This is a genomic window from Veillonella sp. CHU732 (assembly GCF_003992085.1).
Taxonomy (GTDB): Bacteria; Bacillota; Negativicutes; order Veillonellales; family Veillonellaceae; genus F0422.
In genome coordinates this window covers 38,927-53,583 of sequence record NZ_RQVC01000004.1, presented here as the reverse complement: position 1 = coordinate 53,583, position 14,657 = coordinate 38,927, and the positions used below count along the sequence as shown (strand labels likewise).

General features: G+C 33.7%; 21 protein-coding genes. 1 reads left to right on the top strand and 20 read right to left on the bottom strand.

Translation table 11 applies throughout. From position 1 onward, the window contains the following. Positions 1-320 precede the first annotated feature (320 nt). Complete coding sequence (locus EO121_RS02700) at positions 321-815, top strand: type III toxin-antitoxin system ToxN/AbiQ family toxin (RefSeq protein WP_164725834.1); 495 nt, start codon at positions 321-323, stop codon at positions 813-815. Between the two features lie 461 nt (positions 816-1,276). Here the strand turns inward: EO121_RS02700 and typA are convergent, their stop codons facing one another. From typA to EO121_RS02605, 20 genes are all read right to left on the bottom strand, one after another. Then, the gene (typA, locus tag EO121_RS02695) at positions 1,277-3,088 is read right to left on the bottom strand and encodes a translational GTPase TypA (RefSeq protein ID WP_127165816.1); all 1,812 of its coding nucleotides are present in this window, start codon (positions 3,086-3,088) and stop codon (positions 1,277-1,279) included. A gap of 156 nt (positions 3,089-3,244) precedes the next feature. Continuing rightward, positions 3,245-4,474 carry a DUF695 domain-containing protein gene (locus EO121_RS02690; RefSeq protein ID WP_127165814.1) on the bottom strand — a complete coding sequence of 410 codons (1,230 nt, stop codon included), beginning with the start codon at positions 4,472-4,474 and terminating at the stop codon, positions 3,245-3,247. 19 nt (positions 4,475-4,493) lie between these two features. After that, positions 4,494-4,739 (bottom strand): immunity 17 family protein, encoded by a 246-nt coding sequence (locus EO121_RS02685; protein WP_127165812.1) that lies wholly within the window; start codon positions 4,737-4,739, stop codon positions 4,494-4,496. 139 nt (positions 4,740-4,878) lie between these two features. Next, positions 4,879-5,409 (bottom strand): DMP19 family protein, encoded by a 531-nt coding sequence (locus EO121_RS02680; RefSeq protein ID WP_127165810.1) that lies wholly within the window; start codon positions 5,407-5,409, stop codon positions 4,879-4,881. Positions 5,410-5,517: 108 nt separating this feature from the next. Next, positions 5,518-6,096, bottom strand: a complete 579-nt coding sequence (locus tag EO121_RS02675) for a hypothetical protein (protein ID WP_206168539.1) — start codon at positions 6,094-6,096, stop codon at positions 5,518-5,520. Positions 6,097-6,288: 192 nt separating this feature from the next. Beyond that, entirely contained in the window at positions 6,289-6,591 is a 303-nt protein-coding gene (locus EO121_RS02670) for a type II toxin-antitoxin system RelB/DinJ family antitoxin (protein WP_127165808.1), read from the bottom strand. A 45-nt stretch (positions 6,592-6,636) separates the two neighbouring features. Next, entirely contained in the window at positions 6,637-7,128 is a 492-nt protein-coding gene (locus tag EO121_RS02665; protein ID WP_126938282.1) for a YfbM family protein, read from the bottom strand. 18 nt (positions 7,129-7,146) lie between these two features. Continuing rightward, positions 7,147-7,356, bottom strand: coding sequence for a hypothetical protein (locus EO121_RS02660; protein ID WP_126938283.1), 210 nt, complete (start codon positions 7,354-7,356; stop codon positions 7,147-7,149). Positions 7,357-7,385: 29 nt separating this feature from the next. Beyond that, the gene (locus EO121_RS02655; RefSeq protein WP_164725833.1) at positions 7,386-8,132 is read right to left on the bottom strand and encodes a DKNYY domain-containing protein; all 747 of its coding nucleotides are present in this window, start codon (positions 8,130-8,132) and stop codon (positions 7,386-7,388) included. A gap of 20 nt (positions 8,133-8,152) precedes the next feature. Continuing rightward, entirely contained in the window at positions 8,153-8,899 is a 747-nt protein-coding gene (locus EO121_RS08745; protein WP_240629379.1) for an SMI1/KNR4 family protein, read from the bottom strand. A 55-nt stretch (positions 8,900-8,954) separates the two neighbouring features. After that, the gene (locus tag EO121_RS02645) at positions 8,955-9,221 is read right to left on the bottom strand and encodes a hypothetical protein (protein ID WP_240629378.1); all 267 of its coding nucleotides are present in this window, start codon (positions 9,219-9,221) and stop codon (positions 8,955-8,957) included. A 135-nt stretch (positions 9,222-9,356) separates the two neighbouring features. Then, complete coding sequence (locus EO121_RS02640) at positions 9,357-9,776, bottom strand: hypothetical protein (RefSeq protein ID WP_127165804.1); 420 nt, start codon at positions 9,774-9,776, stop codon at positions 9,357-9,359. An 87-nt stretch (positions 9,777-9,863) separates the two neighbouring features. Beyond that, positions 9,864-9,992: a hypothetical protein gene (locus tag EO121_RS08800; RefSeq protein ID WP_255416480.1), complete on the bottom strand. Its 129-nt coding sequence runs from the start codon at positions 9,990-9,992 to the stop codon at positions 9,864-9,866. Positions 9,993-10,086: 94 nt separating this feature from the next. Further along, entirely contained in the window at positions 10,087-10,617 is a 531-nt protein-coding gene (locus tag EO121_RS02635) for a DMP19 family protein (protein ID WP_127165802.1), read from the bottom strand. A gap of 108 nt (positions 10,618-10,725) precedes the next feature. Continuing rightward, positions 10,726-11,079 carry a hypothetical protein gene (locus tag EO121_RS08710; RefSeq protein WP_206168538.1) on the bottom strand — a complete coding sequence of 118 codons (354 nt, stop codon included), beginning with the start codon at positions 11,077-11,079 and terminating at the stop codon, positions 10,726-10,728. Between the two features lie 276 nt (positions 11,080-11,355). Beyond that, on the bottom strand, positions 11,356-11,682 hold the full coding sequence (locus EO121_RS02625) for a hypothetical protein (protein ID WP_127165800.1): 327 nt from the start codon (positions 11,680-11,682) through the stop codon (positions 11,356-11,358). Positions 11,683-11,746: 64 nt separating this feature from the next. Continuing rightward, a complete protein-coding gene (locus EO121_RS02620; protein ID WP_127165798.1) occupies positions 11,747-12,421 on the bottom strand; it encodes a DUF6678 family protein in 675 nt (224 codons plus the stop codon). A 58-nt stretch (positions 12,422-12,479) separates the two neighbouring features. After that, positions 12,480-12,764: a DUF2695 domain-containing protein gene (locus EO121_RS02615; RefSeq protein WP_127165796.1), complete on the bottom strand. Its 285-nt coding sequence runs from the start codon at positions 12,762-12,764 to the stop codon at positions 12,480-12,482. A gap of 34 nt (positions 12,765-12,798) precedes the next feature. Next, the gene (locus tag EO121_RS02610) at positions 12,799-13,221 is read right to left on the bottom strand and encodes a hypothetical protein (protein WP_127165794.1); all 423 of its coding nucleotides are present in this window, start codon (positions 13,219-13,221) and stop codon (positions 12,799-12,801) included. Positions 13,222-13,295: 74 nt separating this feature from the next. Then, positions 13,296-14,597 carry an ATP-binding protein gene (locus EO121_RS02605; RefSeq protein WP_127165792.1) on the bottom strand — a complete coding sequence of 434 codons (1,302 nt, stop codon included), beginning with the start codon at positions 14,595-14,597 and terminating at the stop codon, positions 13,296-13,298. Between the last annotated feature and the right edge of the window lie 60 nt (positions 14,598-14,657).

The window sequence follows — 14,657 nt, the reverse complement described above, 5'->3', positions numbered from 1 at the left end:
ATGCTGCACATTTTTATAAACAATGAATCAACAATACGATACTTTAAACTCTGTTTGACATGTTATTTTTAATATGTTAGTATTTGAGTATAAAAGTATATCGAAAAGCGAGAACCTGTGAGTGTGGTGATTCCCACCAGCGATGTATATATGGTACATCGAAAAGCGAGAACCTGTGAGAGCGGTGATTCCCACCGATGGTGTATATATGGTATACCAAGAAGCGAGAACCTGTGAGAGCGGTGATTCCCACCAGCGATATACTTATTTATATCTACAATGCCGAGCTTTGTCTCGGCTTTTTTCATAGGAGAAGCTCAATGGAACGAGACCCAAGATTTATAGTTTACACAGTATCTGAAGAATATAATGAGGTGTTATCTAAAGGTGATTCTGAAGTTATGCGATCAACAGATGATAAAAAAACTCGCCCATTTGCTGGGGTATTATTTACATTAGAAAATAGAAACTATTTTGTTCCTTTAACATCACCTAAACCTAAACATCTTACTATGAAAAATAATAAAGAGATACATAAATTAGATGGGGGGCATCGTGGAATTATAGACTTTTGCAAAATGATTCCTGTGCCAGATTCACAATTAGAAAAAATAGACTTTTCTGAAAGAGAAAAAACACATCCCCATAACTACAACCTATTACAAAACCAGTTAAGGTTAGTAAACAAAGACCGTGAGACTATCCGGAAAAAAGCCAAAGAGTTTTACCAAAACTACTTTTCAAATAAAATGAGCAAAGCGATAAAAGAGAGATGCGTTAACTTATCAAGAGCTAACAAGCTTCACGATTGCTAGATAGAACGAGAAAACATTTACAAAAAAGGCAATCTCCAGGACAATTAAAAAGATACATCTAAAGACATCAGTAGATAAAAAACTCTTGCTACAACAATTGGACTTAAACAAAATATCTTTGCATAACAAAAAGCACAGGATTACCCTTCTGTGCTTTTTATATATTTTATGAAAGAAAAAGCTACTATAAGTTACTATCATGGCAAATGTAATTAGCTACTACATTTGCAAATGGCTAGATAGTAACAATAAATAGTGACTAGCCAAAGTCGTTACTTTTAGACGACAAAGAAAAAGCACAGGGCGGCAACCCTGTGCTTTTTTTGTGCTATCAATGCTAGATAATCCTTGTTGTTTTAGCTACCGCTATTATATCATAATTACCTTATAAACTCCAGCCCTGTTTCATGAGAGATAGAAGCTAAGTCTTTTAATGGAATTACTCCATATAGTATATGTAATTATTTTGCTGCTTTTGCTGCTTTCGCACGAGCGGAACGATCCAAGATGGCTTTACGCATACGGATGTTTTCTGGTGTTACTTCTACCAATTCGTCATCGTTGATCCACTCTAAGGCTTGTTCCAAGCTGAAGATACGTGGAGGTGTTAAACGAACTGCCTCATCAGAGGAGCTAGAACGCATGTTAGTAACATGTTTCTTTTTGTTAGGGTTTACGTCCATGTCGTTTTCACGAGCATTTTCGCCGATAACTTGTCCTGTGTAAACTGGCACGTTAGCACCCAAGAATAAAGTACCACGGTCTTGTACAGAGTTCAAGCCGTATGGTGTAGTTTCTCCGTCTTCGAAAGCTACCAAGGCACCGCGAGTACGACCTGGAATATCCCCTTTGTATGGTGCATAGCCATGGAATACATGGTTCATGATACCATTACCTTTTGTAGCTGTTAAGAACTGCGCGCGGAAACCAATCAAACCACGAGCAGGGACTACGAATTCCATACGTAAGTAACCAGCTAATTCCACCATGTTAATCAACTCCGCTTTACGAACACCCAAGTTTTCCATTACGGCACCCATAAATTCTTGTGGTACGTCGATTGTTAAATGCTCCAATGGTTCACATTTTTGACCATTGATGTCTTTGAAAATTACACGAGGTTTACCCACTTGTAATTCGTAACCTTCACGACGCATTGTTTCGATCAATACTGCCAAATGCAATTCGCCACGACCAGACACTTTGAAAGAATCTGGAGACTCTGTTTCTTCTACACGCATAGATACGTTAGTTTCTACTTCTTTGAACAAACGATCACGTAAATGACGGCTTGTTACATAGTCGCCCTCACGGCCTGCGAATGGAGAGTTGTTAACGGAGAACATCATAGATAATGTTGGCTCGTCGATGGAGATGGTTGGTAGTGCTTCTGGATTTTCAGCATCCGCTACTGTTTCACCGATATTGATGTCATCAATACCTACGAAAGCAATAATATCACCCATACCTGCTTCATCAGTTTCTGCACGATTCAAACCATTGTATGTGTACACACGACCGATTTTACCTTTACGAGTGCTTTCACCATTCATCAACACCACTTGTTGGTTTGGTTTCATACGACCACGAACGATACGGCCTACGGCAATTTTACCTACGAAATCATCATAGTCAAGTGTGGTTACCATGAACTGCAATGGACCATCGATATCGCCTTCTGGAGCTGGAATTTCTTTGATCAATACATCGAATAAAGCAGTCATATCTGTGGAATCATCTTCCATGGATGCTTTCGCAATGCCATCACGAGCAGATGCGTATACCACTGGGAAGTCCAATTGATCGTCGTCCGCTTCTAGTTCCATGAACAATTCTAATACTTCATCTTCTACTTCATGAACACGTTGGTCAGGGCGGTCAATTTTGTTGATAACCACGATTGGTTTCAAACCTTGTTCCAAGGCTTTGCGCAATACGTATTTAGTTTGTGGCATTGGACCTTCAAAAGAATCCACCAACAGCAATACGCCGTCAACCATGTTCAATACACGTTCTACTTCACCACCGAAGTCAGCATGGCCCGGTGTGTCCACGATGTTGATTTTTACATCGTTATGCATAACTGCTGTATTTTTGGACAGAATTGTAATCCCTCTTTCACGCTCTAAGTCGTTAGAGTCCATTACACGTTCAGCAACTTTTTCATTCTCACGGAAAATATGGCTTTGTTTAAGCAATGCGTCCACCAATGTTGTTTTACCATGGTCAACGTGGGCGATAATCGCCACATTGCGAAGATTTTCACGAATCATTCTATACTCCTTTATCTACTTAAGTAGGGTCTTCCTAAGATTAGTACAAATCGTACTACGACAGTCTATTATATACTTTATTTTAGGATTTTACAAGGAAATAGCTATATTTTCACGGCAATATCTCTATAGTAGTTAAACATTTGTAACAATAGATTACTTTACAATATGGCATCCCCAGCCACTATATTCCCCCTCAAACTCTTCCGCCAAATCCATAAGATACCAGACAATTTCATCGATATTTTCAAAAGCATCTTCCCTACCAATGACAAGTAAATATGGATATTCCTTATCTATATCCTCATTGTTGCTCCGATCTTCTGATGAAAGTTTTATAAAACCGTCTTCCATTACTTTGGCTAAAAAGGCTTCCCCATGTTCTTCTGTTTTAAAGAGTAGGCAATGTTCGAGCACTCTCGGCACCATACTATCACCATCACTTTTAATATCCTCAATGAGCCTCATATTCATAATACTTTGGTATTCATATCTGTCAGGATACAGCCCCTGAAAATACAGTTCCCAGTCAGGATCATCTACTATTGCCAATGTATAGGCATAGTTAGGGAAGTTTTTTGACATCACCGCAGAAATTTCATCGTAGTACCCCAACTCATTCTTAGTATAGGCAAAAATACGTACCCGCTCATCGCATTTCACAACGCCTGCTAACATGTCTCCATGTTGTTCAACAATCTCTTCTACAGCGTCTTCTATAGAATATACATATTCCCCTTCTTCTCTTGTAGGAAAACCGTTGTCATCAGCATTCTTATATAATATTTGTAAATGTAATCTTTTAGGGTAGTTTGCAGTATATTCAAAATCCCTAAGAGCTAAATTGACTCTAATCACAGCCGGCAAGTCGTAAGCAAATGCGTTGCATAGATAAACGCCCCAGTCTTCATCAATTTCTCCAGCTTCTTGATCGATTACTTTATCCGTAGCCACATTTGCTCTTTTTTCTATTTCTTCTTTACACTCTTTTACGACTCCCAATGCATCCTTATCCGTAGGATCTAACTCCGCCCAACGCAAAGCATAAGGAATTGCTTTTTCCTCCTCATGAGTTAAATATTGATAGGCATATGCCATACGCATATTCCATTCAGCTTTATCTTTTCCCTCTTCTCTAACCGAATTCAAAATATCTATCGATTTTAATAAAAATTTATCGCCAATAAAACTCGGTGTTCCTTGATCATCATTGCCGATAATCGCAAAGTTTTGATACGCACGAGCAAGCTGATACCATACTTGGTAATCCCGTTCTTCCATAGGGATGCTTTCCAATGCTGTCATACATTCCGTATATGTATCTTCATCTGTAAGCTTTTCTATATACGCAAAAAATTCTTTGCGATTTTCTGAATTCCATTTCATGTTACATTACCTCCACTTTTTATCGTTTATTCAACATTAAAAACACAACACCACAAATCGTAAGCAACAATCCACTCAGTCCTATAAAAACTCTATATCCTTTCTCACCCCACACTTCAAACATAAATGCGTGCCTTGCCTTATCTCCGACTGTAGCTTGATACACCCATTTCCAATCTCGTATAGCACCGATTAAAAATAGTAATCCACCTGCTATCAAGACATACTGGTAATGTACCTTTAACCATTCAAATACTCCATCCATATCGTTTATCCACTTCCTCCATCAAGCATTTCTCTCATTATTTCTCTTTTTCACACGCTAAAGATTCTTCACTCAAGCACCATTCTCTCAACTTTTTAGAAGATTACTTTTTCTTTATTTAACGCCGATTGTAAAAGCTCTAGTATTCTCCTTCAAATACAAACTTTTCAGGGTGAGATTTGATGTAGTTTAGTTCGTTTTCTTCACCTTCATAATCATAAATGAAATCATCGGCTTCATCTAATATCTTAAAAAATTCTTCTCCGTATTTTTCTTCCAACATTTCTAGCATATGGTATCTTTCTTCTCTACCAAAAGATATTGTCCCACCACAATAGTCTACAACTTTTTGAAAATTACCTGCATATTCGTTCATTCCAAAATGTTTGAAACCTTTTATTGCATCTTCCCAAACTATCCCTGTAGGATTATATAAAAACTGATGATGACCTCCATTATTTACTTCTACAAAATACCAAGTAATGGCTAATAAATATCTTTGCTCTAAAGTGAAAGTCTGCGCTGATTGAATATACTCATCATATCCATCATAAATGTTAATTGTTTCCCACATTGGATCAACAACATCATAATAAGAGTTTTCATCTAAACTTTTAATATCCTCTATGGTAATCTTTGCGTATGTTAATTTCTTTTCTGTTTCACCCATTTCAGTTGTCTCCTCTATATTTGAATACATTTCAACTTGTCTTCATTGCTTAATTTTCAGAATTCTTCTTTCGTCGGTGCCATACTTTACCTCTCGTAATTAATAAACTTATGCAAGTTCTAAGTCACAGATAACTCTTTTGGTATCTAGTTCGTCTATAGCAGTAATTTTTATATAATCAAATCCATTTCTCTTCACTTCTTCAAAAGAAATTTTTTCTCCGTTAATAGTTTCTGTGAAATCATCTTCATCAAATTCAAAATCTTCTTTCTCTTCATCAAAGTCAATGCTATAGGCAAAATCTATTTCAATGTTAGAGTTTGGAATTTCTAATTTAGAGAGTGAACGTTTTTTGATATCTTCTAAATGTATCTCATCACAGAACATAGAGTTGTATCCATGTTTAGCTCCATCATAGAGTAAAATTTCTTTTCCTGTATGTATACATTTTGCTACTATCATACAAGGATCGGTAATCTCATTTTTTTCATCATACATACCACAAATCATATGTTCTTCAAAAAGTGAACCAAAAAAATAAATTTCATACAGTTCGTTGGCATCTCCACTTTCTAAGTTGTTGTAAATACTAATACTTGTAAATGTATCATCTATATTTATTATATTGTAATTTTCTTCTTTAATATAAGTTGGTACTCTCACTTTGTTTGCTCGCTTAATTATCATAGCGTTATTAAATACATCATCATTTCTACGGAATATTTCAAATACCCAAGGCCTAATATGTTTCCTAAACTAACCTCATGACTAAATCATATATCTACCACAACTAATTATCAAGCTCTATTTTTCTAACTATTTCAGCTGATCCATTCTTACATAAACTACAGCGATGATAACCACTTCTATACGTTTCCATTATAGTCCTCGTTCTAGCTCTTCAAATACTTCTGCAACAGAATACGTTTCCCCTCGTAGTGCCTGGGAGTACCCTGTTTCCATTAAAGCATTAAATGTACTTTCATCCATATTCTCATGTATCGGTAACTCTTTAGGTATTGTTAAGGGAAACGGAATACCATTATTTAAAATAATTTGTCTATAAAACATATCAATAGCGGCCGCACGAGAAATGCCTATAGTCTCTAAAATTTGTTCCGCTTGTTGTTTGATATGCTCATGGATTCTTATATTTACATTACCTGTCTTTGCTGTTTTCAAACATTGCAACTCCCTCCCTATACAAATTTTTCTAAAGTTGAACAGTTAATAGATTGACACTAAAACGGCGCTCTCTTGTGCCGCCATTTTCTCATAAAATTTTTTCAAACTTTCAAATGAGGTTCTTAAATCATCTTTAATTTCATCTGCTTCATCTTCGTATTCCCAAATATTAGGGTAAATATCGTTTTGGTGAAACGCATTCATATCAAATTTATCAATATATGTTTCAAAATCAAGCTCTTGCAATGCCTTTGCAATTTCTTTCACTCTATCAGTTTTCGTTCCAGATATAAATTCTTCAATTTCTTCCCCAGAAATATTGAACTGGCCTACAATTGCTTCGCTGATTAAATTATCTTTAATCGGTTCGCCGGCAGATTTTCCTGTCAACAAAAAATGAAGTGCGTCCCACATTTTATCTATATCACATATTTCTAAGTTCTCATTATCCTGTGCTTCTTCCACATCATCAAGGCACATAAATTTTTCTAATTCAAGATCAGTAGTTGACTGATAATTTGCAATCAATCCCATTTATTTTCCCTCCATATTTTACTGTACTGTTCTGTACTTCCGCCCCCACTGTGGGTTAGATTTTTCAGATTGTCGTTGACTGGCTCGGCAGACTTTTGTAGTTCCCTTATCATATATCCAGTCTATATTTTCTAATGCTCTAACTTTGTTTGACAAAATTTCCTTAAATTCACTAATCTTTTGAAAAAAATATTTACATGCCACCTCAAAAATATCTAAATTTTCCATACAAAATATATCCTTTGCAAATCATGATTTCACAAATGTGGATTATTTATCCACTCATAGGCCTCTTCCTCAGAAATCTTTTTATTCAATCTATAAAAATGCTTTCCATCAGTTGAAATCTTTCTCTTATCATCAATGACCCGCCAGTTCTCTGGCGAAGCCCCCGGCAAAAGATTTTTCCCATAATAGACATTGCTTTTGTCCCAACCAAAATATCCATCCTTATTAGACACAAAACTTTCAGGATCAGCTTTCTTTAAAATTTTAATCTTACCTTCATAGTTTTCGTAATAAACCTGCTTGCTGTCTTTCGCAAAGCCATAAGGAATATGAAGAATTTCAGTATATTCCTTGCCATCAGTCAATGTAATTTTAATTTCAGATAGCCAAAAACCATCGTCGCACACATCAAAAGTTTTAGGATCTGCTGGTTCAAAACGGCCAGATATAGTCCATACACTCTTTCCATCAAAAGCATAGCTATAGTTCAAGGCTTTAAATGTCTCATTGTTAGCACCGCGTAGTTTGGTATCATATAGATAACAAGATTTACTATCTTTTGCAAATGTGCCATTAAACACTTGAAAATGTTCTACATCTTTAGAGACAAGTCTATGCCTCCAGTACACTGTTTTTCCATCAGACCAATAATGCAAAATAGCCTTTTCCTCTTGATCATAAAACCTATGGTCCTTGTTAATATCAATGAGTGTATCAAAGTCTACATCAATAATTTTAACTGGTTTAGCTTTAGACTCTGCTCTTACGATTTCCATAAATTTCTCCATATTTGTCTTTACCTGCTCAGATACCTAGATAATTTCTTCTCAAGAAATTCATTCATATCATTGCAAAGCTTCTTTACTTTATTCTGTTCATGGGCATAGTACCAAATTGTTTCTTCATCATGACAAAGCAATAGCTGATCTCCGTCTGCCTCTTTCCAAAACTCTCCAAGAACCAAATATTGCTTCTCATTTATTTCCATTGAAAATATTTCGTTTAGCACAACTTTTATGCCAGTTGAAAGATCAATGCCGCTTGTGATTAAGAAAAACCTTTGTACTTGTTCAGGAAAGGCAAAACTTAATTTTTCTTCTGCTTTCCGAATTTCCTCTTGTGTAGCACCTTGTTTTATAACGTCATTTTCATCAAGAGATTTCACTAAAGCATTTGTAAACTTTGGATAATGCTCAAACAAATTTGGATGCTCTTCTTTAACCTTCTTTTTCTTTTCTTGCTCTCTTTTTTTCTTATCCTTACAATAGACATCCAGCTCCTCTAAATATTTCTCTTGATACAGATTGCTTTTAGAAAAAGGTAGCCCTTTCCTCTCCAGTATGGCTATGGCTCCTTTTTGGCTTGTTAAAATCGGCACCCAGAGGAAATCATGGTCTTTTGGCTTAAGTCTTAAAAATTCTCCCCTATTTAAAACCCTCTCTAATTCATGTTCGTGTTTTAGCCACCAATTTTGATAGCTTTCAGGGGTTTCCCTACCCTCTACCAAGGAAAGTAGCTTCTCATTTATAGTTTCCATCATCATATCCCCTCACAAATTCAAATTTGTTTCCATCTACCAATCAACTGGAATTATCACTTTAGTACTTAGGTAAATAAAATCCCCATACATTATTACTAAATTCACCAGCAACAAATTTATGAAGTTCATCATTAATATACACAACATAAATAGGAAACCTAAAACTCTGATGATATAGTGGATCCGTTACTGATACGTATTCCCCTGTTTCATGCCAGTCATATTCAAAAATATTTGTATCAAACAGAATTGCATTCCCTTCCAGGCCTGTAATTTCATATTGCCATGTCATTTGTTTGCATTTTTTCAATTTTAATACCCCCACTCAAGCTCAACTTTGATCCTATACTCTCTATTTACTAACGCATCAGTTCAAGCCAATTAAGAAAAATCATGCTTGTACTCTGTGGTTTCCGATTTATCATTCAGGAAATTAAATAAGAAATGCTTATTAACATAACTACTCTATCCTAGTGCCATCCGGTAATATAATATCTCCTTTTTCTCCACTCACATCAAAAAATCCCACATTATGTTTTTTAGCTAAATCTCGCATAACTTCATACGCTTCGTCTGCTACAGACCAAGGAAAAGCTACATAAATTACATCATATCCTATACAGTAATCAGCCATACGCATTTCCAATTTTTCAGCTTCATCATCATCAAGATTATCAAAATTAGGTGCATATTCTCCATTCATAGGTGGAAAATTTTCTTTCATTTCCATAAACCAATTTTGCAAATCAGAAGAAGATACCCCTATCGTTTCATAATCATGTTCTTCTTCCCATTCTGTTTGCTTATCATACCAAACCATAAATTGTTTTTTTGTATTAGGTGCTTTTGTTTTTTCAAAAACCATTAAATCATAACTCATACTTAGTTTCTCCTGTTTCTCAGTTTGCTACTTTACCTTTTCACTATGCATGTAGATCGCATAAACTTCAAATTTTGTATTAAGTTTCTATATTTCCATAAACGTTTTCTTGATTTCAAATAACTCTTTCATCTTTCTTTCAAATACTACTTCATTCATTCCATTATTTTGTTTCAAATAAACTGCCAAATCGTCTGTCCCAAATTTTAATTTCATCAGGAATATACCATATTTTCAAGCCTAATAACTCGCCAATCACTCGCTCAAAAATAGCATTACTTTTCTTTATTTAACGCCGATTGTAAAAGCTCTAGTATTCTCCTTCAAATACAAACTTTTCAGGGTGAGATTTGATGTAGTTTAGTTCGTTTTCTTCACCTTCATAATCATAAATGAAATCATCGGCTTCATCTAAAATCTTTAAAAATTCCTCTCCGTATTTTTCTTCCAATATTTCTAGCATATGGTATCTTTCTTCTCTACCAAAAGATATTGTCCCACCACAATAGTCTACAACTTTTTGAAAATTACCTGCATATTCGTTCATTCCAAAATGTTTGAAACCTTTTATTGCATCTTCCCAAACTATCCCTGTAGGATTATATAAAAACTGATGATGACCTCCATTATTTACTTCTACAAAATACCAAGTAATGGCTAATAAATATCTTTGCTCTAAAGTGAAAGTCTGCGCTGATTGAATATACTCATCATATCCATCATAAATGTTAATTGTTTCCCACATTGGATCAACAACATCATAATAAGAGTTTTCATCTAAACTTTTAATATCCTCTATGGTAATCTTTGCGTATGTTAATTTCTTTTCTGTTTCACCCATTTCAGTTGTCTCCTCTATATTTGAATACATTTCAACTTGTCTTCATTGCTTAATTTTCAGAATTCTTCTTTCGTCGGTGCCATACTTTACCTCTCGTAATTAATAAACTTATGCAAGTTCTAAGTCACAGATAACTCTTTTGGCATCTAGTTCGTCTATAGCAGTAATTTTTATATAATCAAATCCATTTCTCTTCACTTCTTCAAAAGAAATTTTTTCTCCGTTAATAGTTTCTGTAAAGTCATCTTCATCAAATTCAAAATCTTCTTTCTCTTCATCAAAGTCAATGCTATAGGCAAAATCTATTTCAATGTTAGAATTTGGAATTTCTAATTTAGAGAGTGAACGTTTTTTGATATCTTCTAAATGTATCTCATCACAGAACATAGGGTTGTATCCATATTTAGCTCCATCATAGAGTAAAATTTCTTTTCCTGTATGTATACATTTTGCTACTATCATACAAGGATTGCTAATCTCATTTTTTCATCATACATACCACAAATCATATGTTCTTCAAAAAGTGAACCAAAAAAATAAATTTCATACAGTTCATTGGTATCTCCACTTTCTTAGTTGTTGCAAATACTAATACTTGTAAATGTATCATCTATATGTATTATATTGTAATTTTCTTTTTCAATATAAGTTGGTACTCTCACTTTGATTTCTCTCTTAATTTTACAATCGGCATTTTCTACTATTTCAATACTATCCAATTATCACTTATTCATCTTTCTAATAGTAGCTGGGATAAAGAGGGTGTTCAAATAAACCATCATCAATCATTTTTTCAATCTCCGCCGGCAAATCAACTTTATATACTTTGTTATAAATAGCTGTGCTTAAACATTCAAATCCGCCTCCCGAAGAAGCATCACCTAAAAAATTTTGAATTGCTTCTATATCGGGATAATGATCAGGATTATGTAGATAACGCATATATTCCTCTAAAACTCGTCTAATATATAGAAAGTCTTTCAGGTTCATCGTTATTTTTTCCTTATCAGAAATAGCATCTAATCCATATTCAACGATATCTTTTATACTTGTATATTTCATCATCTTTAAATTCAATACCTCTCATCATGTGTATACTCTTTATAATCTTCTAGTATTCCTCAATGAATTATCTATATCCAAAAATAATAAAACATTTTTCAATATCATCATATTCATAAGGAATACTAAATGTATTAAGCATACGCTCTATTTCTGATTTTTTATCAGTAACACATGTCTTTGGCTCAATTAAACGCCCTTGACCAATAACTTTCTCAAATTTACTTCTAATTTTAAACCATTCAACAATTCTCATATTTATATGAAAAAAATGTTCATCAGCATCAATCGTCCAATATACGCTAGGCTCTTCTTCATCAAAAAACGTCTTATATTGTATCGGGATGTCTCTCATGTTCTCCATGATGGAATCTATCAGTTCTTTCCATTTTGTATTGTTCATAAAAGAGGTTAGATTTCTTTCTTCAAGAACCTGCTTAATTTTTTCTTTTTCAGTTTTTTTGTTGTTATATTTTCCAATTTCAATTTCGTCTATAATGTGTTGCATAACAGATAACGCTCTATCATCTAGTTTTTTATAAACATAAGATGGCGATATACATTGTTTATCTCTTTGTACATAATACCACCCGTAATGCACCCAACCAGTAACTATAAAATGGAAATCTCCCTCCCAACTTATATCGAAATAAATTCTATCGTCATCTTTAGAACTACTTATTTTGATAACTCCAGTTCTCGGATTTAGTTTTTCACATAAAATATTATGTATTGATTGCATCTATCACTATTTCTCCTTACAACTTTAAATTTACCTATCTATTTCTAATACAAACATTTTATTCTTCAAACTTTTCCTCAACATTAAAAATCACTTCACAATCGCAACCAACACCATTTTCTCGCAAAAATTCTATAACCTTTTCAATATCCACATTTTTATCTTTCAAAAACTCATTTGTTAAAGAAAAATCGTGATTACAATCTACTGTTTCTGATTTATCATTTAGATAATCAAATAATTCATAAAATAATTTCTTTTCCATCGGTAAGTTCTCTTCAAATTCTTCCATTTGTTTGACTTGATATTCTTGTAACAATTTCCTCTTCTCAAATTTGTTCATGAGCTTTTCTCCTTTATAAAATTATTGTTTTAAATCATTTATTTTTTACGTTATACACCATATCTCCGCTATTCCAAACATACATAATGGCCGACACTGGTCTTTTTCCGTCTTCCCGAAGCCATCCTGTATATGTGGTTGTGTTGCCATAATAGCCTTCAATAATGATTTCAAATTCTGAGTCTGTATATTCATCTATAAATTGTTGTAACCCAATAGACTTTCCATTAAACCGTCCTTCACCTAAGGTTTTGTTAAATATCAATACATCGCATAGGTCGATATCACATTTTTCAAAACATATTTCACCTGGATACGATCTTTCTTCACCTTCCACAAATTCATATATTTTATTAACTTGTAACGTCAAAGTTTCGTTGTGATATGTGATTTCTTTAACCCTACTATCATGAAGGCTGAACATGATGTTGCTATTTCTATCGTGTATAAACTTCATACTGTTCCTCATAATTTCATCTTAATATGTTTAGTCATTATAGTTTTCATCATGTGTATACTCTTTATAATCTTCTATAAATCCAGTGCTGTTTCATCCAAGAGAAAGTCCTCTACTCCAATATATAAAATTCCATCATCATCAAATCTAGGCACTATGTTGTTTCTAACTATAACAATTTTCTTAAATGAATCTCCCGTTCTTCTCAAGGATTCCGTTTCTTGTACTTGCTTTTCTTTTGTATCAACATTAAGTGCCGATTGAATGTAATATCTATTACTTCCTCTATTGATAATAAAGTCTACTTCTAAATTTTTTCTAACCGTTTTTTTATTCTCATCTTTATAGTTATATTCCACAACACCAACGTCTACATTTAACCCCCTCATACGAAGTTCATTATATATTACATTCTCCATAATATGTGACTGCTCATTCTGTCTGAAATTTAGCCTTGCATTTCTAAGCCCAATATCTGAAAAATAGTATTTATACGGAGATGATATATATTTCCTTCCTTTCACATCATATCTTCTAGCCTTTTCAATTAAAAAAGCATCAATAAAATAATCCAAGTAATTACTTACTGTAAGCTGAGATATCTTTATGTTTTTTTCTGACATAAAAGTATTCGCCAGCTTAGTTGGATTAGATAAAGAACCAATAGATGAAGATATAATATCCAACAAATCATCCATGATAGATGCATCTTTAAGAATTTTATTGCGCTCCATGACATCTTTAATATAGGTGCTTGTAAACACATTCTTCAAATACTCGCTCTTTTTTTCATGATTACTTAGCTGTACAGACATTGGCATGCCACCGTACAAACAATATTCATCAAAAGCCTTACCCTTGTCTCCTTCATAACATGAATAAAATTCTGCAAATGAAAATGGATATACTCTTATTTCATCACCACGATCTCTAAACTGCGTTAGCACATCTGATGAAAGCATCTTTGAATTACTGCCAGTAATATATACATCTACATTCGGAATTTTCATAAGCCCAAGCACCAAATCAACAAAGTTTACCTTTGAGTCAGTGCCTTCCAGATATGGATTGGAAATTTCTTCTACAAATTGAATTTCATCGATAAAAATATAATATTTACGTCCATTATCTTGTATTTTATCTCTTAAATAATCATCTAGCTCAATTGGATTTCTATATTTGATATTCTTCAGACTATCAAGTGCAATCATTATAATTTGATCTTCACACACTTCATTAGAAAGTAAATACTTTCTATACAGTTCAAATAAAAGATAAGATTTTCCACATCTTCTAATACCTGTAATAATCTTTACTCTTCCATTATCTTTTTTGTCTATAAGTTGATTTAAATATCTTGGTCTTTGTACTTCCACTCTCACACCCCATTTAATAATATATTGTAAATACGCATTTTTATTAAATCTATTTACTAT